We start from the raw sequence: 20,078 nt of genomic DNA on the forward strand, positions 1-20,078 counted from the left end.
GCATGATAATCGTTTCCGATCAACAACGTGCGATACCCGTGGTCCCTGCCCGCGCTCAGTCTCGTCCACCGTCGTTTCGACCCCGCCGGTCGGTCCGCTGCCGGCTGATCGACAGCAGCGAACACTGTACCGGATGCGCGATTTCGGTCGCGAGGCCGCCCGCGGCGAACAGCAGGATCATCAGCCAGCGGGTCATGCGTCCTCCACGACGGAAAGGCTCGCGCCGTCGGCGATCGCGGCATCGAGCGCATACGGATCGACGCCTTCGAGGCAGCCGAGATTGACGCGCCAGCACGCGGGATCCTTGCGCGTCTGATGGAACGGATAGACGCCGCACCGGCTGCAGAAATAATGGCGGGCCGTGTGCGTGTTGAAACGGTAGAGCGTCAGTGCGCCCTCGCCTTCGACGATCTTCAGGTCGGCCGCGGCGAACATCGGACTCATCAATGCGCCGCGCCGGCGGCAGAGGCTGCAGTTGCAGCGAACGGCCGGCGCAAGCGCGGTCCGGACTTCGAATTTCACGGCGCCGCAATGGCAGGATCCGTTGAACCATGTAGCAGACATGTCGTGCTCCTCAAGAGGTCATGTCTGCTTTATAGCGGGCGCAGGCCGATGCTTTGTATCGCGATGTATCCGCGCCGCGCGCGGATACAGAGCATTGCAATTTCGTGGCCGGCGATGCGCGTCGCGGCGCGTGGCCGGGGAATCAGTCCAGCGCGTGCTGCAACCGCGCGATGGCCGCCCGCGTCTCGCGCTCGAGCGTCGCGAACAGTTCGGCCGCCGGCAACGACCGGACGAGCGGTGCCGCCTGCCCGGCCCACTGCGCGCCGTAGCCGAACTCGCCTTTCGCCTTCGCGGCCGCATGCAGCGCCTTGCCCGCGTCGTACGCGATCGGATAGGCCGGCGTGGCCGGTGCGTGCGGGTCGTCGCCGAGCGCGGTCAGCCGGTTCGCGATGCCGCGCGCGATCCGGCCGGAAATCGCGGTCGTGAAGGTCGTGCGGCGCGCCGCGTCGCCGAGAATCGCGCGGCGATAACCGTCGTCGATCGATGTCTCCGGGCACGCGACGAAGGCGGTGCCGAGCTGCGCGGCCTGCGCGCCGAGCGCGAGCGCCGCGGCGATGCCGTCACCGTCCATGATGCCGCCGGCGGCGATCACCGGCAGCGTGCATTCGCGCACGAGCAGGCGCGTCAGCGCGAACGTGCCGAGCCGGGATCGAACACGCCACGGTGCCCGCCGGCCTCGATGCCCTGCGCGACGATCGCATCGATGCCGGCCGCGACGATCTGCCGGGCTTCGTCGGGATGCGTCGCGGACGCGAACAGCGTGATGCCCGCGCGCTTCAGCACGGCGATCGCCTCATCGGACGGCAACCCGAAATGAAAGCTCACCACCGCCGGTTTTTCCTCGACCAGCATCGCGAGCATTGCGTCGTCCGCGACGAAGCTCGTGTAGATCTCCGACAGCGACGCCGGCGGTGTCGCACCGTGTTCGCGGAACGCCGGCGCGAGCCAGTCGAGCCACGCGTGTTCGACGGCGGCATCGGCACGGGCCGGCTGGTGGCAGAACAGATTGATGTTGAACGGCCGGTCGGTGAGCGCGCGCGTATCGCGGATCATCTTGCGCGCGCCGTCGGCATTCGTCGCGCCGACGCCGAGCGAGCCGAGCCCGCCCGCATTCGACACGGCAGCCGCCAGCGCGGGCGTGCTGACGCCGGCCATCGGCGCCTGGATGATCGGGGTGCGGATGCCGAGCGTGCGCAACAGCGTCCGGTTGTCGGTCGAGGGAATCATGTCGTGCGTCTCCTGGGGGGCGGCGTGAACGCAAACGGGAAGCGTGCGGCGGGTGGTACGTGGATTGGCCGGCGGGCCGGCATTTCAAGAGTTCAGCGCTCAGGATAGCCGACCGGGAATACGCATCCAAGTCTGCCGAACGGCATATGCCCCATCGAGCCGCTTCGTGAAATACTGCGGCCACGCGTCCCTCCGGAACCCCGTGATGACCGACATGCCCTCGTTCCGTTGCCCGATCATGCGTTTCGCGTTGACGTGCGCCTTGACGTTGCTGATCGCCGGGCCGGCCACCGCTGTCTCGGCCACGGACGCCACGGACTCGCCGAGCGGTCCGCCCGTCCCGGCAACGCGCACGCCGCAACGCATCCTGTTCGTCGGCGACAGCCTCACGCACGGCCGTTACACGCCCGTGCGTTCGTACGGCGCGATGCGTGCCGGCGGCCAGGTGATAGACGGCCAAGCGATCGACGGCACCGCGCAGGTCGTCGACGAAAACGTCGGGCAGACCGGTGCTCGCTCGGAACGTGAACCGGGCCCGTGGGGCGGAATTCCGGGGATCTTCGCGCGCTTCGCCGCCGAAGCCGGGCTCGACTACGAGGTCCACCTCGAGGCGATGTCGGCGACGAGTCTCGCGAAACATGACCGCGTCGCATCGGATGTGATCGACCGGCCCACGTGGGACGTGGTCGTCCTGCAGGAGCTGAGCGCGAAGCCGCTGCCGTTCGCGCTCGCGCACAGCCGCGCGAGCGATCCGGCCGGTTTCCGTGCGAGCGTCGCGAAGCTGGCGCGCGGCATTCGTGCGGCCGCGCCGCAAGCGCGTATCTACCTGTATGAGACCTGGCCGCGCGCCGATCTCGCGAAAGCGCTTGCCGGCGAACCGGGCAGCGCCGGTTTTCACACACGCTACGTCGATCGTCTCGCCGACCTCGTCGCCGCCTATCGCGATGCATTCGAGGGTGCGTGCCGGACCGATCCGGCGATCGCCGCCGTCGCGCCGGTCGGCCGCGCCTGGCAACGCGCATGGACGACCGGCGTGGCCGATCCCGATCCGTATGCGCCGTCCGGCGCGCCGCTGCTGTGGTACGGCATCCGCGCGCAGAACGACCCGCCGATCCCGCGGCCCGATTATCTGCATCCGGGCGTGCTGGGCGCTTACCTGAGCGCGCTGGTGCTGTTCCAGCAGATCGCCGGTATCGACGTCCGTACATTGGGCCCTCGGGAGCAAGCGGCCGGGCAACTCGGCATCGCACCCGACATGGCGGCAAGGTTGCAGGCAGTTGCGTCGGATACGGTTCGGCAGGAACGGGCCGACCCCGATATCGATGCCGGTCTGGCGGCGACAGCCGGACGTCCCGATCGGTGCGCGTCGCGATGAGCGGTAACGGGGCGCGACCGACGCATCACATCGGGCAATAGTGTGTGACGAATGCGAGCGGCTGCGCCTGCCGCTCCGTAGTGCGGCGCCGGCCGGCTCGACCGATGCCGGACCGCTCCGTACGGCGTCGCGGACCGCCGAACACGCGCGGCGCCTCCCATGGTTTTCCCTGCCCTTGCGTTTGCGCGGTGGCCGGCCCTTCATCCGAAGCCCGTCCCGCGGGCGTTCCGCAGCCTTTCTGCGCGGGAAAGGATGCTTGAAGCATCCGCAATTATCGCGTCGAGCAAATTCGCCCACCATGGTTCGGACGATCGGCGCCACCCGCGCATCCGGCCTTTCGCGGGCCTGGCGGGCACGTGCGTCGCGTCGCGCGAGCGGGCTCGCCAGGCCGGCCGCGAACGGCCGGCCGTCGCGCCGCGGCACATCGACAATCTGGAGACACGATGAACAGCCAATCCCTCGAACTTGGCGGCACCGCGGGCGGACCCGCGACCGCCGTACCGTCCGCGGCCCGGGCCGGTGCCGACGTAACGGCCCGGCCCGCGCGCGGCATCACGCTCGGCGAATTCATGGACGATCTCCCGGTCGGTGCGCTGCACCGGTTCGTCGTCTGGGTGATCGGCATCGGGCTGTTCTTCGACATGTACGAGATCTTCCTCGTCAGCACGATCGGCTCCGCGCTGCAGAACGAATACGGGCTGAGCCGGCAAAGCGCCGATTTCAAGCTGCTGCTGGCGTCGGCATTCATCGGGATGTTCGTCGGCGCGATGTGTCTCGGCAGCCTCGCCGACCGCATCGGCCGGCGCAAGGCGTTCCTGATGACGCTCGTCTGGTACAGCGCGTTTTCGCTGATCGGCGCATTCTCGGTGAACGCCGACATGCTGGTCGCATGTCGGTTCCTGACGGGGATCGGCGTCGGCGCGATCTACCCGGTCGCCGACAGCTTCCTGTCCGAAATCCTGCCGAAGGACAAGCGCGGCCGGCTCGCCGCGTGGGCCTATACGACTTCGTACGTCGCGGTGCCGCTGGTCGGCTTCCTCGCACTGTGGCTGAATCCGCTGCATGTCGCGGGCGTGACCGGCTGGCGCATCATCCTCGCGATCGGCAGCCTCGGCGCCGTGTACGTGCTGATGGTCCAGCACCGGCTGCCGGAAAGCCCGCGCTGGCTGCTCGCGCAGGGCCGCACCGCGGATGCGCATGCCGCGGCCAAGCGCTTCGCGGACAGCGCGGGTGTGCCCGTGCCCGCGCAGTTCACGGCATCGGCCGAACCGCAGCGGCCACTGAGCCTCGGCGAGCGCATCGCGCTGCTGCGCCGCCGGCCCTACGGCGCGCGCTACCTGATGCTCGCGGTGTTCCACCTGTTCCAGGGCTTCGGCTATTACGGCTTCGGCACCCTCGCGGGCACGGTCGTCAAGAGCCGCGGGTTCGACGTGACGGACAGCACGCTGTTCATTGCGCTGTCGTTCATCGGCTATCCGATCGGCTCGCTGCTGTCGATTCCGCTGTTGAACTGGATCGAGCGCCGCACGCTCGTGATCGTGTCGATCCTGTCGATCGCCGCGTTCGGGCTGTGCTTCGCGTATTCGGGCAATACGATGCTGATCGTGTGCTTCGGTTTCCTGACGACCTGCGCGTCGAACGTATTCAGCAACGCGTATCACGTGTACCAGGCGGAGATCTTCCCGGCACGCGTACGCTCGACCGCGATCGGCAGCACGTATGCGCTGTCGCGCATCGTCAGCGGCGCCCTGCCGTTCATGCTGCTGCCGGTGCTGGCCGAACACGGCGCCGGTGCGATGTTCGGCGTGATCTCGGTCGCGCTCGGCATCGTCGCCGTTACGCTGCGCGTGCTCGGGCCGCTGACCACGCGACGCAGCCAGGACGACATCAACCCGGTATGACGCGGCGGGCGGCACGGGGCATGCAGATGCGTGCCCCGTGCATCGCGCGCGGTATGTTCAGCGCGCCGACATGAAATCGAACAGCTTCGCGATGTCGGTGGTCAGCACGGTGCCGGCCTTCACGCCGACCCACAGCGTGCGAGTTGCCCACGCGTCGTCGAGCTTCACGACCCCCAGCCGCGCCGCGCGCTCGCCGGTCACCGCATCCCGCGGCAGCACGCCGATCCCGAGCCCGGCCTCGATCATCCGGCTCACGCCGTCGAAATTCGATACCTGGATGCGCAGCTTCAGCGAGCGCTCGGCCGCGAACGCGGCGTCGGTCATCCGCGCGAGCAGCGAACTGCCGTCGCTCAGGCCGACGTAGTCTTCCTCGAGCGTATCCGCGAAGCGGATGCTGTCGTGCGCGGCGAAGCGATGCCCGCGCGGCACGAGCAGCACGAGCTCGTCGCGCCGGTACAGCCGGCGTTCGATGCCGGGCGCCGGCACGTTGTCCGCGAACACGCCGAGATCGGCCTTGCCGGACGCGAGCGCGTCGACGATCTCGTGGCTCAGCCGCTCCTCGAGACTGACCTTGATGCCCGGGTTGTCGGTGAGGAACGCGGCGAGATCGGCCGGCAGGAACTGGACGATGGCCGACGTATTGGTCCACACGTGAATGTGGCCGCGCACGCCGGCGACGTAATCGCTCATCTCGTGCGCCATCCGGTTGACCTGCTCGATGACCTTCGCCGCATGGTCGAGCAGCGCGCGGCCCGCCGGCGTCAGCTCGACGCCGCGTGCATGCCGGACGAACAGCGCGCTGCCGGTCACGCTCTCGAGTTCGGCGATCCGCTTGCTGACCGCGGACAACGTGAGCTGGCCGTGTTCGGCCGCCTTGGTCAGGCTGCCGTGCTCGGCGACGAGCGCGAATACGCGCAACGACTGCAGATCGAAATGAAGCGGGTTCACCATGATGAAGGTCCTGGGGAAAGCCGTGCGGCGCCGGACCGGCCTGATGCCGATCATACGCCCGGCCGCGCGCGGTGCGACATCGCGCAAGGCGACGTGAAACGGCGTGGTCAGCGCGGCGCGATCGCCTGCAATGCGGCGAGCATCGCGCTGTCGGGTGTCGCGAGATCGTCGAGCACCGTGAAGTGCTGCATGCCGGGCAGCCACGCGCGTGCGATCCGTTCGCCGGCCGCTTCGCACGCGTCCGCGTATTCGTGTGCCTGGCGCACGAGTTCGGGCAACTCGGCGGCACCGACCGCGACGACGGTCGGCGTGCCGGGCCCGACATGGCGCAGCGGGCTGTACGCGGCGATTTCCTGCGCGGTGAGTTTCAGCTTGTCATCGAGCACGCATAACGAGATCGGTTCGAGATCGACCAGCGGGCTGATCGCGAGCGCCGACACGACCGCCGGATGCGCGCGATGCACGGCCGTCAGGTGGCCGCCCGCCGAGTGACCGCTCAGGTGAATCGGTCGTCCAGCGGTGCCGATGCCGTCGGGATCGGCCGCGAGATGGTCGAGCAACGCGCCGATCTCGCCGACGATGTCGGTCATCGATGCCGCCGGTGCGAGCGTGTATTCGGCGAGCACGACGTCGAAGCCGCGTGCGAGCGGCCCGGCCGCCGCATACGCGAAATCCTCCTTCGCGCAGTGCTGCCAGTAGCCGCCATGAATAAACACGAACAGCGGCGCGTCGGGCCGGCCGCCCCGCAGCCAGTCGAAGCGCTGCGCCGGCCGCGCACCGTAACGCAGGTCGCGCTGCCCGGGCGCCGCATCATAAAGGGCCGCGCTGCGCGCCTGGCAGGACGCGAGCACCGCAGGGAAATCGGGAATGGCCTTCGTGTTCAGGTAGGCGGCGTCGAGCGCCGCGCGGTCCATGCCGCGATAGAGGATCGTCATTCGGGAAGCACCTGGGTCGGATTGCGGATGCGCGGGACGTTCATGGTGCCCGCTGCGAAGGCGCCGGACAGGCCGACGCCGTTGCACCATTATCCGCAGCGCAACCCGGGCCGGCTATCCGGAATCGGCGGGTGCGGCGCGCGCCTGTCCGCTTTCGGCGGCGGACTGTCGCACAGCGGGCGCATCGTGCCGGCGCATGCACGAACGGGCGGACCGGCGCGACGAAGCAGCACGACAAAGCGGCACGACGGCTGCCGCTCCGCGCAACTGCATGTCACTCAGATCAACTCGGAAATCTCGATCAGGTTCAGGTCCGGATCGCGCACGTATACCGACCGGATCTTCTGCGTCGCGCCGGTGCGCTCGACGGGCCCTTCGACGATCGGCCATTCGACGCGGTGCAGATGCGCGATCACGTCGTCGAGCGGCACCGCCGCGATGAAGCACAGGTCGAGCGCGCCAGGCACCGGCACGTGCGCTTTCGGCTCGAACTCCGCGCCGCGCACGTGCAGGTTGATCTTCTGGTTGCCGAAACGGAACGCGAGCCGGCTCGCGCCGAAGGTTTCGAGCTGCATCTGCAGCACTTCCGTATAGAAGTGCTGCGTCCGCTCCGGATCGACGCAGGTCAGCACGAGGTGGTCGAGGTGGTCAATCAGCGCCATGTGATTCGCTCCTGTTCACGAGAAAGCCCGCTGTGCCGGCATGTCGCCGGCCTCGGCGCGCGGCGGCGGATGAAGGTCCGAGCGGCGCCCGGCCTTCAGGATCTGGCTCGGCACGTCATGCCCGATCAGCGCGGGCAGCCGCGCGGCCGCGGCGAGCACGGCCGCGAGGTCGACGCCCGTGTCGTAGCCGTCGAGCGCGAGCATGTGCACGAGCTCCTCGGTGCACGCGTTGCCGGTCGCGCCGGGCGCGTACGGACAGCCGCCGAGCCCGCCGAGCGACGCGTCGAAGCGGTCGATGCCGGCGTCGAGCGCGGCGAGCGTGTTCGCGAGCGCCATCCCGCGCGTATTGTGAAAGTGCAGCGTGAGCTGCAGCGCGCCGAAGCGTTCGCGCGCGAGTTCGGCCAGGTCGCACACCTGCGACGGATACGCCATGCCGGTCGTGTCGCACAGCGTGAAGCCGTGCACGCCGAGATCCGCGAAACGCTGCATCCACGCGAGCACGGTTTCCGCGCGCACGTCACCTTCCATCGGGCAGCCCATCGCGGTCGACAGCGATACGTTGATCGCGACGCCCGTGCCGCGCACCGCATCGATCACGTCGCGCAGTTGCGCGAACGACTGCTCGCGGGTCATCCGCAGGTTCGCACGGTTGTGGCTCTCGCTCATCGACATCACGAGGTTCACCTCGTCGACACCGCACGACAGCGCACGCTCCGCGCCGCGCACGTTCGGCACGAGCACCGTATAGACGACGCCCGGCGCGCGCACGATGCCGTGCATCACGGCCTCCGCGTCGCGCAGCGCGGGGATCGCCTTCGGCGACGTGAACGACGTGACCTCGATCTTCGCGTAGCCGCACGCGCTCAACGCGTCGACGAGCGCGATCTTGTCGTCGGTGTCGACGAACGCCGCTTCATTCTGGAAACCGTCGCGTGTCGCGACTTCGTGGATGTAGAGTCGTTGGGCGTGCTTGCTCATGTCGTCGTTCCGGTGGCCGGTTCAGATCACGCCGCGCGTGCGCCAGTCGTCGCGCGTCGCGGCATCGATGCCGATCGATTCGAGTACCGCGTCGGTATCGGCGCCGAGCGCGGGTGCCGGACGCGCGATGCGTCCCGGGGTCGCGCCGAGTTTCGGCACGACGCCGGGCACGAGCACGGGCGTGCCGTCGGGCAGTGCGGCGTCGACGATCATGTCGCGCGCGCGGTAATGCGGATCGGCCGCGATGTCCGCGACGTCGTAGATGCGCCCGGACGGGATACGTGCGTCGTTCAGCGCGGCGAGCACGCCGTCGAGGTCGTGCCGCGCGCTCCATTCGCCGATCGCCGCGTCGATGCGCGCGACCTGCGCGACGCGCCCGTCGTTGTGCGCGAGCACCGGATCGTTGCCGAGATCGGGGCGCCCGATCAGCTCCATCAGACGCCGGAAGATGCTGTCGCCGTTGCCGGCGATCAGCGCGTACTTGCCGTCGCGGCAGCGGTACGCGTTGGTCGGCGCGATGCCGGGCAGGCTGCTGCCGGCCGCCTCGCGCACCGCGCCGAACACCGCGTATTCGGGCAGCAGGCTTTCCATCAGGTTGAAGACGGATTCGTACAGCGCGACGTCGACGACCTGCCCCTTGCCGCCCTGCTGCTCGCGATGGCGCAGCGCGAGCAGGATGCCGATCACGCCGTGCAGCGCCGACAGCGAATCGCCGAGCGACACGCCGACACGCACCGGCGTGCGGCCCGGTTCGCCGGTCAGGTGGCGCAGGCCACCCATCGCCTCGGCGATCACGCCGAAACCGGGCCGGTCGCGATACGGGCCGGTCTGGCCGAAGCCCGATACGCGCAGCATCACGAGCCCGGGGTTGATCGCGGACAGCGCGTCCCAGCCGAGCCCCCAGCCTTCGAGCGTGCCGGGCCGGAAGTTCTCGATCAGCACGTCGGTCTCGGCGACGAGGCGGCGCACGACGTCCTGCCCTTCGGGCGTGCGCAGGTCGAGCGCGAGCGAGGTCTTGTTGCGCGACTGCGCGGCCCACCAGACCGACGTGCCGTCGTGCAGCAGCCGCCATTTGCGCAGCGGGTCGCCGACGCCGGGCGGCTCGACCTTGATTACGTCCGCGCCGAATTCGGCGAGCATCCGGCCCGCGAACGGCCCGGCGATCAGTTGGCCGAGTTCCAGCACGCGGATACCGTCCAGGGGTCGCGTCATGACTCTCTCCGATGACATCGTGTTGTCGATGACGGCGATCATGACCGCGTTCGCACCCGGCGAAAATCGATCGATGCTCAACCCGCCTTTCCCGAACGGAAAGGCACGCATGGCCGTGAATCGTGCAAGCGTCGCGCCGCCCTGTCCACGCAGGAAAGCCCGCTCGCGCAATGCGCAAGCCCGATCACGCGCGCCGTTGGCAGAATCGTTGCCGTTGCGCGCCCGCCGGGCGCCCGTCAGCGAGACCCGCCATGTTTTCCAGTTCCTCTCCCGCGAAGATCGTGTTGCTCGACCGCGCGACGCTGTCGCCGCAGACCGTGCTGAAGCCGTTTCCGTTTCCGCATGCACTCCGCACCTTCGAACGGACGGCCGCGCATGAAGTGGCCGCGCGTATCGGCGACGCGGACATCGTCGTGACCAACAAGGTCCGGCTCGACGCGGCGGCGCTCGACCGTGCGCCGCACCTGAAAATGATCGCGATCGCCGCGACGGGCACCGACATCGTCGGTCTCGATGCCTGTGCGGCACGCGGCATCGTCGTCAGCAACATTCGCGGGTATGCGGTGCGCACGGTGCCCGAGCACGCGTTCGCGCTGATCTTCGCGCTGCGGCGCAGCCTCGTCGCGTATCGCGACGCGGTGCGCGCGGGACGCTGGCTCGACAGCGGACAGTTCTGCTTCTTCGATCATCCGATCCGCGACCTGGCCGGCGCGACGCTCGGGATCGTCGGCGACGGCGTGCTCGGCCGCGCGGTGGCCGGCATCGCCCGCGCGCTCGGCATGCATGTGCTGTTCGCCGCACACGGCGATGGCCGCGGCGGCGACCCTGTACCGCTCGACACGCTGCTGCGCGACAGCGACGCGATCACGCTGCACTGCCCGCTGACGCCGGCGACCCGGAACCTGATCGACGCGGCCGCGTTCGCGCGGATGGCGCGCCGCCCGCTGCTGATCAACACCGCGCGCGGCGGGCTCGTGGATGAAAGCGCGCTCGTCGACGCGCTGCAGTCGGGGCAGATTTCGGGGGCGGGCTTCGACGTGGTCACGCAGGAGCCGCTGCCGGCCGCGCATCCGTTCCACGCGATCCTGTCGCATCCGGCATTCATCCTGACGCCGCACGTCGCGTGGGCGAGCGACGAGGCGATACAGGCACTGGCCGACCAGCTCGTCGACAACGTCGCCGCGTTCGTCGGCGGCGAGCCACGGCATGTCGTGACGGCGGGTTGAGCGTGGCGGCGGCGAGGGCGAAAGGCAGCCGGTGTGCGGTGCCCGGTGTCGGCAGCACCGCACCTGCCTGCAGGACGTGAAGACGTGGCGACGCGTTGCGGACGGCAGGCCGCAGCGGGATCGGGAGAAACGGGGGAAGCGGTGGTCAGACGACGCGCGACCGGAACCGGTGCGCGCGGGGGTGCGATGCCCGCCGCCGGCGCGTGTCGGCCATCGGCCGCGCGCGGGCGGGAATCAGCGGGGAGGCGTCAGCGGGGGACGAGACTCAGTAAGCGGACATCTCGACGCAAGGATCGACCTTGGACGGCGAGCAGATGACCGAATACTTGGCGCTTTCGCGCATCAGCGCTTCGCCTTCGTGCAGTGCGATCTTGATCTCGGGGTGACGCTCGTACGCGAGGAAGGCGGAGCAGAAGGCCGCGGACATCACGACCAGCGAAAACACGAATTTTTCAAGGGATTGGAAACGTTCGGGCATGGTTCGACCTTTCTTCTAGCCCGTCATTATATCTCGAATTAAGGGTTTTCCCTATATTCCGGCCCGCATACCGAGGATGGCTTCGACCGATACCGGGCCGCGTTTGCGCCCTTTTTCCCTGTTGCCGTCGGCGTCGTCGCCGGCGGGTCGCCCGGTGGCCAGCGTCGGAATGAAGGAACGGTGCGGTCCCGATCGCCGGGACCGTACCCGGAAGGACGCACGACGAAACCCTTCAAGGGCGCGTCACTGCGGCGCCGATGCGCCGCTGGCCGCATTGCCGGGCCAGGCCTTGCCGATCCTGTCGATCAGCGACTTGGCGGCGCCGGTCGCGATGGCGGCGTCGACGCCCGAGGTCTGCCACGAACCGTCGGCGGCCTGGACGAAGGTCAGGTTCGCGCGCGACGGCGCGTAATCGCCATTGCGCCACGTGACCACGACGTCGCACGTGTAGGTCCGTTCGCCGACCTTCTTGCAGTCGCCGTCGGGTTTCGCGGAGATCACGTCGGCCGACACGGGCAGCGGCTGGCCGAACAGCGCGTTCAGGCCGCCGTGGTTTTCCGCTTCGAGCGCGCGGCGCACCGCGGCATCGACGTCGCTCGATCCGGGACCGTCGTGGAGCAGGTTGCAGGCGGCAAGCAGCGTGGCGGCAGCGCCGAGCGTCAGGAGCGTTTGAAGCTTCATGGAACTCCGTGAATCGGGTGAACGTCGGATGGCGACGGCGATGCATGCGAACGCATCGCCGAGCCGTACGCCGCGTAGTCTGCAACGTCCGCGCGTCGTTCGCGGTATCCATTTGTAACCAATTGCACGGCGAGCGGCGGCCCAACGGACGGCCCGCACGACGCCGACGCGCGCCGGTCCGCCCCGCCGCTGTCGTTCGCGCGACCGCCTACTGCCGCTCCTGCTTCACGCGACTCACGAGCTGCGTCGGGCTCACGAACTGCAGCGCGATCACGACCCACACGAGCGTGATGGCCATGTAGATCATCGCCATCGCGTCGATCGACTGCGGCGCGCGCACGCCGGTCGAGAACACCGCGTAATACAGCGCGACGACGAGCGTCTGCGTGCTCGGGCCCGCGGTGAAGAAGGTCAGCTCGAACATCCCGATCGTGCGCACCAGCACGAGCAGCCCTGCCGCGAGCATGCCGGGCACCAGCAGCGGCAGCAGCACGTAGCGGAAATAGCGCCACGTGTTCGCGCCGAAGATGCGCGCGGCGGCTTCGAGGTTCGGATCGATCTGCTCGATGAACGGCGTCATCACGAGGATCACGAACGGCAGCGCCGGCACGAGGTTCGCGAGGATCACGCCCGGCAGCGTGCCGGCAAGCCCGACCTTGTACATCACGGTCGCCATCGGGATCCCGTACGTGACGGGCGGCACCATCAGCGGCAGCAGGAACACCAGCAGCGCGAAGCGCTTGCCGCGGAACCGCACGCGCGCGAGCGCATAGGCGGCCGGCACGCCGAGCGCGACCGACAGCAGCACGACCGCGCCGACCACTTCGACCGTCACCCACAGCACGCTCGCGAGCTGGAAGTCTTCCCACGCCTTCGCATACCAGTGCAGCGTGAAGCCCTGCGGCAGCGGCGTGCCGAACCAGCGCGTCGCGACCGAGTTCACCGCGACGGTCGCGATCAGCAGCATCACGTTCAGCAGGAAGAACGCCATCAGCCCCCACACGAGCGCCTTCCATGCACGGCCGGCGAGGCTGCCGCGCATCTTCCGGGGCTTCATCGCGTTGACGGGCTGCGCGCCGGGCGGGCGCTGCTTCGGCGGCCACGCCGGCGCGGCATGATTGTCGGTCGCCATCAGCCCTTGCCTCCCGTGACCGGACCGGTATAGAAGAAGCGGCGAGCACCGAGCATCGACGCGACCACCAGCAGCTGCACGAAGCCCATCACGATCGCGATCGCCGACGCGAGCGAATAGTCGTAGCTCTCGAACGCGGCTTCGGCGGCCGCGATCGAGATCACGCGCGTCGGCCCGGCCGGCGCGCCGAGCAGCACGGCCGACGGGAACACCGAGAACGCCTGCACGAACGACAGGCACGCGGCCATCGCGAGCCCCGGCACGAGCAGCGGCAGGTAGATCTGCCGGAACTGCTGCCACGGGTTCGCGCCGAGCGTGGCCGCGGCGCGCGCGAGCGTCGGGTCGATGCCGCTGATGTACGACAGCATCAGCAGGAACGCGAACGGAAAGCCCGACACGATCAGCGACAGCAGCACGCCCCAGTAGTTGTGCGTGAGGCGCACTTCGTCGGTGTACAGGTGCAGCCCCTGCAGCGCTTGCGGGAACCAGCCGTTCGGGCCGAAGTACGTAAGCATTCCGTCGGCGACGAGCACCGTGCCGAGCGTGACGGGAATCACGAGCAGCGTCGTGACGAACTTCTGGTACGGCGAGTTGCGGCGCAGCGCGAACGCGACGGGCACCGAGATGCCGACGTTGATCAGCGTCGCCGGCACCGCGAGCTTCAGCGTGACGAGCACGGTCGGCCACATCGCGGTATCGGAGAAGAACTGCACGTAGTTCGCGAGCGCGCTGCCGCCGTTCATCGGCTGGAACGACAGCACGAGCCCGTACGCGAACGGATAGATGAACAGCGCGACGATGAACGCGAGCGCCGGCGTCACGAGCCACGCCTTCGCGTCGCGCGGCGTGCCGCCAGTCGCGAGCGTGCTCATGAGGCCTCCCGGGGGCGCGCTGCCGCGCACGCGGTGCCTCGGCCGTTCATGGCGCGTCTCCCGCATACACGAGCGTGCGTGCCGGCGCCACGCGCAGCCGCAGCCGCTCGCCCTCCGCGAATTCGCCGGCGACCCGCGCCCAGATCGGGCCGAACGGCGCGATCGCGCGAATGAGTGAGTCGCGGCCGCCGTATTCGACCGTCTCGACGGTCGCGTCGAATGCGTTGTCGGCGCCGTCTTCCGCGCGCTCGATGTCGTCGGGGCGCAGCGCGACCACGACGTCCCGGCCGTCGAAGCCGGCCATCGGCACGCCGGTGACGCGCACGCCGGCGGCCGCGACGTTCACGTAGTCGCCGGCCATCCCTTCGAGCGTGAACGGCAGCACGTTGCGATAGCCCATGAAGCGTGCGACGTGCAGGTTGTGCGGGCGCGTGTACACGTCCTTCGGCGACGCGACCTGCTGCACGACGCCCTCCTTCATCACGACGATCCGGTCGGCCATCGACAGCGCCTCGTCCTGGTCGTGCGTCACGTAGATCGTCGCGCGTTCGAGCTGCGTGTGGATGCGGCGGATCTCGGCGCGCATCTCGATGCGCAGCTTCGTGTCGAGGTTCGACAGCGGCTCGTCCATCAGCACCAGCGGCGGCTCGATGACGATCGCGCGCGCGATCGCCACGCGCTGCTGCTGCCCGCCCGACAGCTGCCCGGGCAGCTTGCCCTCGTGGCCGACGAGTTGCACGAGTTGGAGCGCCTGCTGCGCGCGCCGCCGCGTTTCCTGCTTCGGCACGCCGCGCATCTTGAGCCCGAAGCCGACGTTGTCGAGCACCGACATGTGCGGGAACAGCGCGTAGTTCTGGAACACCATGCCGAAGCCGCGGCGCTCGGGCGGCAGCACGTCGATGCGCGTGTCGTCGAGCCAGATGCCGCCGCTCGTGAGCGGCTGCAGCCCGGCGATGCAGTTCAGCGCGGTCGACTTGCCGCAACCCGACGGGCCGAGCAGCGCGATGAACTCGCCGCGCCTGATGTCGAGATCGAGACCGTCCAGTGCGGCGACCTGCGCGCCCTCCGCATTGGTGAAGCTGCGGCACACGCCGTCGAGCCGCAACCGTTCGAAACTGTGCTTCATCACGCGAACTCCATCGGCGCGGGCGCCGCGGCACCCGCGGGTTCATGCGTCATTTCGACTTCTGCGACCCGATCTCGCGGTCCCACTTCTGGAACGCGGCGACCATCGCCTGCGCGTTGAGGGGCTGCACGTGCGGACGATCCGCGAGCAGCTTCGCGTACTCGGGGCGGCCGAATTTCCGGATCACTTCCTGGCTGTGCGCGGGCGCCATCTCGAGCGTCACGCCCTTCACCGCCGGGCCCGGATAGAAGTAGCCGTCGTCGTAGGTCATCGCCTGCTGCGCCGGTTCGAGCAGGAAGTTCATCAGCTTGAACAGCACGTCGAGCTTGTCCTTCGGCACGCCCTTCGGGATCACCATGTAATGCGCGTCGTTGACCCACGTCATGTTGTCGAACGCCTGAATCCGGAAATCGGCCGGCACGATGCCGAGCGCGCGCGGGTTGAGGTCCCAGCCGGTGACGGTCACGGTCATGTCGCGCGTGCCTTCGCCGAGCTCCTTCATCACCGCCGACGTGCCGCCCGGGTAGTACGGCACGCAGTCGTTGAGCTGCTTCAGGAACGCCCAGGTCTTGTCCCAGCCGTTGATCGGATCCTGCGGGTTCTTGTCGCCGAGCACGTACGGCAGCCCCATCAGGAACGTGCGGCCGGGGCCCGAGTTGGCCGGGCGCGCGTAGATCAGCTTGTTCGGATGCGCCTTGCACCACGCGAGCAGCTGTTCGGGCGTCTTCGGCGGGTCGCTGACCTTGGCCGGGTTGTATTCGAGCAGCGGGCCGGCCGGCATGTAGGTCACTTCGAGACCGAAGCCCTGTGCGACATCCTGCATCTTGCGCGGGCCGGGTGCGTACCTGTCGAGCACGCCGGGGAACGCGCCGGCGTTGTCGGGCAGCAGCTTCAGCCACAGGTTCTGCTCGATGCCGGCGGCCAGCGCGTCGGTGCCGGTCAGCACGAGGTCGATGTCGGCGCGCCCTGCCGCCTGCATCGCCTTGATCTTGCCCGGCAGCTGCGGCGCGGGCGCGTTCGTGAACGTGACGTTCACGACGAGATTCGGGTTCTTTTCCTTGAACGCTTCGATGGCCTTCTGCGTGAGCTGCAGGTTGCCCGCGACGTCGACGACATTCAGCGACACCGGGGCCGCGACGGCGGCCGCGGCCGACAGCGTCAGGCCCAGCGCCAGGGCGATCCGGCGGACACGGCGCGCGATCGTGGTGGGGTTCATGTCTCCTCGCTTCGGTCGGTGGATGGGACCTTTCTTTCAGGAAATCATGACGGCGTTATACGATGTCGGTCAACAAAAAACCGACCGGGGCGGGGCGGGATTTTCCCTGACAAACGCCTTCCGTTTGTCGAGGATTTGCTGATTGACCGATCTCACGGCGTGCCGCGGCAATGGACGGATGTCGTGTTAGGACGTCGTATATCATCAGGCGCTGAAAATGGAATCGGTTCACGCGGCCGCGTCGGCATGAAATCCGGCGCGGCGCGTTGCAGAGACGGCGCTCAGTCCGAACGGAGCGCGATCACCTCCCCGATCAGCCGTTCCGCGTCATGCCACTCGCCATACCCGGACGCCGGGTTCAGGTGTCCGACCTCCCCCAGATCGACGAGCCGGCTACCCCACCCCGCCGCCATCGCCTCGACGCGCTCGAAGCGCGCAAGCGGATCGTTGCGGCTCGCGGCCACGATGCTCGGAAACGGCAGCGGCCGGATCGGCACCGGCGTCCAGCCGTGCGCGTCGAGCGCATCCGGTGCCGGATAGCCCGCGGGCATCGGCGTGTCGAGATCGGCCGGTGTGGCGAGCAACGCGCCATCGATGGGACGCTTGGCCTGCTGCGCCCAATGCACGGCGATCATCACGCCGGCGCTGTGCGCGACGAGGATCACGGCGCCGTCGATCGCGGCCAGTGCCGCATCGAGCGCCGCGACGCGCGCGGTACGGCTCAGCCTGTCGGCGTCGAGCGGCGCGACGGCGCGCGCGTTCGGCAGACGTCGTTGCAGATGCGTCTGCCAGTGATCTTCGACGTGATCGCGCAAGCCGGGCACGATCAGGATGGTGGGCGCGGTCGCCAGGGTCATGCAGCCTCCGGGAGGGTTCGGTTCAGGAAAGGGGTGACGCGCGCCGTTCACGCTCGACGCGCGCGAGATCGGCCGCGTAGCTCGCGCGTCCGATCGCGAACAGCACCGCGGCCGCGAGCGGCACGGCGGGAATCCATTGCAGTGCGCCGACGAGCCCGGCGCGATCGGCGACCCACCCCGTCAGCAGCGGGCCCGGCGCCATGCCGAGCAGGTTGTTGGCGAGCGTGAGCGTCGCGAATGCCGATGCGTGGATCGCGGCCGGCGTCAGGTTCGCGACCATCGCGCCCGACGCGCCCGATGCGCCGGCGCCGACCAGCATGCCCGCGCAGATCAGCGCGAGCTGCAGCGGCCCGGGCGGCAGCCGGAACGCGACTGCGAGGCACACGCCGGTCAGCACGCAATACGCGATCGCGGTCAGCCATTTGCGCGAGCCGTCGGCGCGCCCGACGCGGTCGGTGACGATCCCGCAGCCGACCATCCCGACGCCCGACAGCAGCACGAAGCCGGCCGCGAGCACGGCGGCGCGGTCGGGCGCCATCGCGTAATAGCGGTTCAGATAGCTCGGCAGCCACGCGAACAGCGCGCCGGGCACGAACAGGTGCAGCCCGCTGCCGACATACGCGCAGATCACCGAACGCGACGCGAACAGCCCCGACATCAGCACACGCACGCTGCCGCGCAGGTCGCGCGGCGCATCGGCATGGGGCCGACACGGTTCGACGCGGCATGCCGTGAGCCGCCGTTCGGTGACCACGCCGCGGTACGCGACGAGCAGCACGATGCCGAGCGCGGCCATCACGCCGAACGACCAGCGCCAGCCGAGATGCGCGCCGACGAGGCCGCCGAGCGCCATTCCGAACACGGAGCCGAACGCGCCGCCGGCCATGAACGCGCCGGTCAGCGTCGCGCGCAGGCGTGCCGGAAAGATGCTGAGGATCAGGGCGACGCCGACGCTGCCGTATGCGGCTTCGCCGAGGCCGACGAGGCCGCGCGACACGAGCATTTCGGTGTAATTGGTCGACAGCGCGCAGCCGAGCGTCGCGACGCTCCACAACGCGGCCATCAGCACGATGCTGCGCACGCGGCCGAAGCGGTCGGCGAGCACCGACAGCGGAAACGTCAGCAGCCCGACCAGCAGCGCGACGACGCCGGACAGCGAACCGAGCTGCGTGTCCGACAGCCCCCACGCGTGCTTGAGCAGCGGAAACACGGCATTGAGCACCTGCCGCGACATGTAGTCCGACAGCAGCAGGCCGACGGTCAGCCCGAACACGAGCCAGGCATAGGCCGGCGCGCGCCGCCCGGTGGCCGCGACGCCCTGCAGCGACGGCTCGACGTGATGAATCAGCATGCGTGTCTCCTCCGGCACCGGTGCGGCAACGCGCCGGCGCGGCTTGCGCGGCCCCGCTCCGTTCGTCGGAGCTTGCCTCGCGCACCGCGCGAGGGTGGGTGCCGCGCCACATCGATCGGCGGGCGGCGCTCGCGGGCCGCCCGGATGCGCGGTGCGTCAGGCCGCGCGCAGCGGCACGTTGACCTGGCCCGGCCGGCGGTTCGGCGCCATCCCGAGCTGCGCGAGCGTCTCGTCGACGCCGTCGTACTGCACGCCGATCCGGTAGATCGCCTTCGCCTCCTTGCCCGTCGCGATGTCGCGGCCGAGTTCGCGCGCGATCCGCACGCACTGCTCGACCTGCTGCACCGACGTCATCCGGTTGCCCTGCTGATCGATGATCGTATCCTCGATCCCGCAGCGCGGATGCAGGCCCAGCGCCATCGCGACCGTGTTGATCGGCAGCACGTTCTTCATCAGCGATTCGAGCGTGATGCACGCGCCGTCCGGGCAGCGCCGCACGAATTCCATGAAGTTGTACGGATTCGGGCCGTCGAAGCCGCCGCCGATGCCGACCCACGTGACGTTCAGCGGACCGCGATAGACGCCGCGGCGGATGATCCGCTCGAGCGTCTCCAGCGCATGCATGCCGGTGAGCTGGAAATGCGGCTGGATGCCGGCCGCCTGCAGCCGGCGCAGGTGCTCGTCGACCCAGCCGGGGCCGGCCGGCACGGTCATCTCGCGGTACGCGTCCCACAGCGCGGCTTCGTTCAGCGACGTGCCGGCGATGTCCTTGCGGTTCATCAGCTCGGTGATGTTCATCTGCACGGTGTTGATCGCGACCGTCACCTGGTCGGGCTTCGGCGTCAGCTCGGCGAGCATGTGGCGCGTGTCGTCGGACAGCCATTTCGCTTCCGCGCCGTCGCCTTCCGGCGCGAACGAGATCGAGCCGCCGACCTGCAGGATCATGTCGGGCACCGCCTCGCGCAGCCGGCCGAGCAGCTCGTTGAATTTCGACAGCCGCTTGCTGCCCTTGCCGTCGAGTTCGCGCACGTGCAGGTGCAGCACCGTCGCGCCCGCGTTGTAGCAGTCGACGGCCTTCTGCACGTGCTCGTCCATCGTCACCGGAATGTCTTCCGGAAAATCGGCGGGCATCCATTCGGGTCCGTACGGCGCGACCGTGATGACCACCTTGTCCTGGTTTTCCGGGTGCAGCGAATCGTCGAGAAATTGCATGTCGTCCTCCAATGGAATCGTTGTGTTCGGGGTGTACGGGCGTGCGTATCCCGTCGCGCCGGGCGGCGGGCCAGGCGCGTGGTGCGAGGGTGCGGATCGGTTACGGTGCGGGTGCGTTCGGA

At 69.0% G+C, this 20,078-nt stretch carries 19 protein-coding genes and 1 pseudogene; 3 read left to right on the forward strand and 17 right to left on the reverse strand.

What is annotated here, in order from left to right; genetic code table 11:
- Positions 1-55: 55 nt before the first annotated feature.
- The 3 genes and pseudogenes from DIE06_RS38240 to DIE06_RS10235 all read right to left on the reverse strand — a co-directional run bounded on the left by DIE06_RS38240 (position 56) and on the right by DIE06_RS10235 (position 1,791).
- Complete coding sequence (locus DIE06_RS38240; protein ID WP_185733381.1) at positions 56-196, reverse strand: hypothetical protein; 141 nt, start codon at positions 194-196, stop codon at positions 56-58.
- Positions 193-564, reverse strand: a complete 372-nt coding sequence (locus tag DIE06_RS10230) for a GFA family protein (protein ID WP_124661313.1) — start codon at positions 562-564, stop codon at positions 193-195. Before DIE06_RS10230 ends, DIE06_RS38240 begins: the two co-directional genes overlap by 4 nt.
- Positions 565-706: 142 nt before the next feature.
- Positions 707-1,791, reverse strand: a pseudogene (locus DIE06_RS10235) (NAD(P)H-dependent flavin oxidoreductase).
- Positions 1,792-1,996: 205 nt separating this feature from the next.
- Between DIE06_RS10235 and DIE06_RS10240 the strand changes: the two are divergent.
- Together DIE06_RS10240 and DIE06_RS10250 are read left to right on the forward strand one after the other, a co-directional pair.
- Positions 1,997-3,166, forward strand: a complete 1,170-nt coding sequence (locus DIE06_RS10240) for a hypothetical protein (protein ID WP_124661314.1) — start codon at positions 1,997-1,999, stop codon at positions 3,164-3,166.
- Positions 3,167-3,609: 443 nt separating this feature from the next.
- A complete protein-coding gene (locus DIE06_RS10250; protein ID WP_124661316.1) occupies positions 3,610-5,067 on the forward strand; it encodes an MFS transporter in 1,458 nt (485 codons plus the stop codon).
- Between the two features lie 57 nt (positions 5,068-5,124).
- On the opposite strand, the gene DIE06_RS10255 is transcribed toward DIE06_RS10250, so the two are convergent.
- The 5 genes from DIE06_RS10255 to DIE06_RS10275 form a co-directional block, all read right to left on the reverse strand.
- A complete protein-coding gene (locus DIE06_RS10255; RefSeq protein WP_124661317.1) occupies positions 5,125-6,018 on the reverse strand; it encodes a LysR family transcriptional regulator in 894 nt (297 codons plus the stop codon).
- Between the two features lie 107 nt (positions 6,019-6,125).
- The gene (locus tag DIE06_RS10260; protein ID WP_124661318.1) at positions 6,126-6,953 is read right to left on the reverse strand and encodes an alpha/beta hydrolase; all 828 of its coding nucleotides are present in this window, start codon (positions 6,951-6,953) and stop codon (positions 6,126-6,128) included.
- 278 nt (positions 6,954-7,231) lie between these two features.
- A complete protein-coding gene (locus DIE06_RS10265) occupies positions 7,232-7,615 on the reverse strand; it encodes a VOC family protein (protein ID WP_124661319.1) in 384 nt (127 codons plus the stop codon).
- Between the two features lie 15 nt (positions 7,616-7,630).
- Positions 7,631-8,593 (reverse strand): hydroxymethylglutaryl-CoA lyase, encoded by a 963-nt coding sequence (locus DIE06_RS10270; RefSeq protein WP_124661320.1) that lies wholly within the window; start codon positions 8,591-8,593, stop codon positions 7,631-7,633.
- A 21-nt stretch (positions 8,594-8,614) separates the two neighbouring features.
- Positions 8,615-9,805 carry a CaiB/BaiF CoA-transferase family protein gene (locus DIE06_RS10275; protein WP_124661321.1) on the reverse strand — a complete coding sequence of 397 codons (1,191 nt, stop codon included), beginning with the start codon at positions 9,803-9,805 and terminating at the stop codon, positions 8,615-8,617.
- A 251-nt stretch (positions 9,806-10,056) separates the two neighbouring features.
- On the opposite strand from DIE06_RS10275, the gene DIE06_RS10280 reads away from it, so the two are divergent.
- Complete coding sequence (locus DIE06_RS10280) at positions 10,057-11,031, forward strand: D-2-hydroxyacid dehydrogenase (protein WP_124661322.1); 975 nt, start codon at positions 10,057-10,059, stop codon at positions 11,029-11,031.
- Between the two features lie 265 nt (positions 11,032-11,296).
- On the opposite strand, the gene DIE06_RS10285 is transcribed toward DIE06_RS10280, so the two are convergent.
- The 9 genes from DIE06_RS10285 to DIE06_RS10325 all read right to left on the reverse strand — a co-directional run bounded on the left by DIE06_RS10285 (position 11,297) and on the right by DIE06_RS10325 (position 19,956).
- Positions 11,297-11,509 (reverse strand): hypothetical protein, encoded by a 213-nt coding sequence (locus DIE06_RS10285; protein ID WP_124661323.1) that lies wholly within the window; start codon positions 11,507-11,509, stop codon positions 11,297-11,299.
- Positions 11,510-11,752: 243 nt separating this feature from the next.
- Complete coding sequence (locus DIE06_RS10290; protein WP_124661324.1) at positions 11,753-12,190, reverse strand: hypothetical protein; 438 nt, start codon at positions 12,188-12,190, stop codon at positions 11,753-11,755.
- A gap of 208 nt (positions 12,191-12,398) precedes the next feature.
- A complete protein-coding gene (locus DIE06_RS10295) occupies positions 12,399-13,322 on the reverse strand; it encodes an ABC transporter permease (protein ID WP_124661325.1) in 924 nt (307 codons plus the stop codon).
- The gene (locus DIE06_RS10300) at positions 13,322-14,194 is read right to left on the reverse strand and encodes an ABC transporter permease (protein WP_124661326.1); all 873 of its coding nucleotides are present in this window, start codon (positions 14,192-14,194) and stop codon (positions 13,322-13,324) included. The genes DIE06_RS10295 and DIE06_RS10300 overlap by 1 nt, the downstream gene beginning before the upstream one ends.
- 46 nt (positions 14,195-14,240) lie before the next feature.
- Positions 14,241-15,320 carry an ABC transporter ATP-binding protein gene (locus DIE06_RS10305; protein WP_124661327.1) on the reverse strand — a complete coding sequence of 360 codons (1,080 nt, stop codon included), beginning with the start codon at positions 15,318-15,320 and terminating at the stop codon, positions 14,241-14,243.
- Between the two features lie 49 nt (positions 15,321-15,369).
- Positions 15,370-16,536: an ABC transporter substrate-binding protein gene (locus DIE06_RS10310; RefSeq protein ID WP_124661328.1), complete on the reverse strand. Its 1,167-nt coding sequence runs from the start codon at positions 16,534-16,536 to the stop codon at positions 15,370-15,372.
- Positions 16,537-16,817: 281 nt separating this feature from the next.
- Positions 16,818-17,393, reverse strand: a complete 576-nt coding sequence (locus DIE06_RS10315) for an alpha/beta hydrolase (protein WP_124661329.1) — start codon at positions 17,391-17,393, stop codon at positions 16,818-16,820.
- A 22-nt stretch (positions 17,394-17,415) separates the two neighbouring features.
- Complete coding sequence (locus DIE06_RS10320) at positions 17,416-18,744, reverse strand: MFS transporter (RefSeq protein ID WP_124661330.1); 1,329 nt, start codon at positions 18,742-18,744, stop codon at positions 17,416-17,418.
- A gap of 156 nt (positions 18,745-18,900) precedes the next feature.
- Positions 18,901-19,956: a 3-keto-5-aminohexanoate cleavage protein gene (locus DIE06_RS10325; RefSeq protein WP_124661331.1), complete on the reverse strand. Its 1,056-nt coding sequence runs from the start codon at positions 19,954-19,956 to the stop codon at positions 18,901-18,903.
- Positions 19,957-20,078 lie beyond the last annotated feature (122 nt).

It is taken from the genome of Burkholderia sp. Bp8998, from assembly GCF_003854235.1.
Lineage (GTDB): Bacteria > Pseudomonadota > Gammaproteobacteria > Burkholderiales > Burkholderiaceae > Burkholderia.

Excerpts from the sequence above, each read along its gene's own strand:
- DIE06_RS10265 (WP_124661319.1), bottom strand. The coding sequence starts at position 7,615 with ATGGCGCTGATTGACCACCTCGACCACCTCGTGCTGACCTGCGTCGAT.
- DIE06_RS10240 (WP_124661314.1), top strand. The coding sequence starts at position 1,997 with ATGACCGACATGCCCTCGTTCCGTTGCCCGATCATGCGTTTCGCGTTG.
- DIE06_RS10290 (WP_124661324.1), bottom strand. The coding sequence starts at position 12,190 with ATGAAGCTTCAAACGCTCCTGACGCTCGGCGCTGCCGCCACGCTGCTT.
- DIE06_RS38240 (WP_185733381.1), bottom strand. The coding sequence starts at position 196 with ATGACCCGCTGGCTGATGATCCTGCTGTTCGCCGCGGGCGGCCTCGCG.
- DIE06_RS10260 (WP_124661318.1), bottom strand. The coding sequence starts at position 6,953 with ATGACGATCCTCTATCGCGGCATGGACCGCGCGGCGCTCGACGCCGCC.
- DIE06_RS10305 (WP_124661327.1), bottom strand. The coding sequence starts at position 15,320 with ATGAAGCACAGTTTCGAACGGTTGCGGCTCGACGGCGTGTGCCGCAGC.
- DIE06_RS10270 (WP_124661320.1), bottom strand. The coding sequence starts at position 8,593 with ATGAGCAAGCACGCCCAACGACTCTACATCCACGAAGTCGCGACACGC.
- DIE06_RS10325 (WP_124661331.1), bottom strand. The coding sequence starts at position 19,956 with ATGCAATTTCTCGACGATTCGCTGCACCCGGAAAACCAGGACAAGGTG.
- DIE06_RS10285 (WP_124661323.1), bottom strand. The coding sequence starts at position 11,509 with ATGCCCGAACGTTTCCAATCCCTTGAAAAATTCGTGTTTTCGCTGGTC.
- DIE06_RS10315 (WP_124661329.1), bottom strand. The coding sequence starts at position 17,393 with ATGACCCTGGCGACCGCGCCCACCATCCTGATCGTGCCCGGCTTGCGC.
- DIE06_RS10250 (WP_124661316.1), top strand. The coding sequence starts at position 3,610 with ATGAACAGCCAATCCCTCGAACTTGGCGGCACCGCGGGCGGACCCGCG.
- DIE06_RS10255 (WP_124661317.1), bottom strand. The coding sequence starts at position 6,018 with ATGGTGAACCCGCTTCATTTCGATCTGCAGTCGTTGCGCGTATTCGCG.
- DIE06_RS10295 (WP_124661325.1), bottom strand. The coding sequence starts at position 13,322 with ATGGCGACCGACAATCATGCCGCGCCGGCGTGGCCGCCGAAGCAGCGC.
- DIE06_RS10275 (WP_124661321.1), bottom strand. The coding sequence starts at position 9,805 with ATGACGCGACCCCTGGACGGTATCCGCGTGCTGGAACTCGGCCAACTG.
- DIE06_RS10230 (WP_124661313.1), bottom strand. The coding sequence starts at position 564 with ATGTCTGCTACATGGTTCAACGGATCCTGCCATTGCGGCGCCGTGAAA.
- DIE06_RS10320 (WP_124661330.1), bottom strand. The coding sequence starts at position 18,744 with ATGCTGATTCATCACGTCGAGCCGTCGCTGCAGGGCGTCGCGGCCACC.
- DIE06_RS10300 (WP_124661326.1), bottom strand. The coding sequence starts at position 14,194 with ATGAGCACGCTCGCGACTGGCGGCACGCCGCGCGACGCGAAGGCGTGG.
- DIE06_RS10280 (WP_124661322.1), top strand. The coding sequence starts at position 10,057 with ATGTTTTCCAGTTCCTCTCCCGCGAAGATCGTGTTGCTCGACCGCGCG.
- DIE06_RS10310 (WP_124661328.1), bottom strand. The coding sequence starts at position 16,536 with ATGAACCCCACCACGATCGCGCGCCGTGTCCGCCGGATCGCCCTGGCG.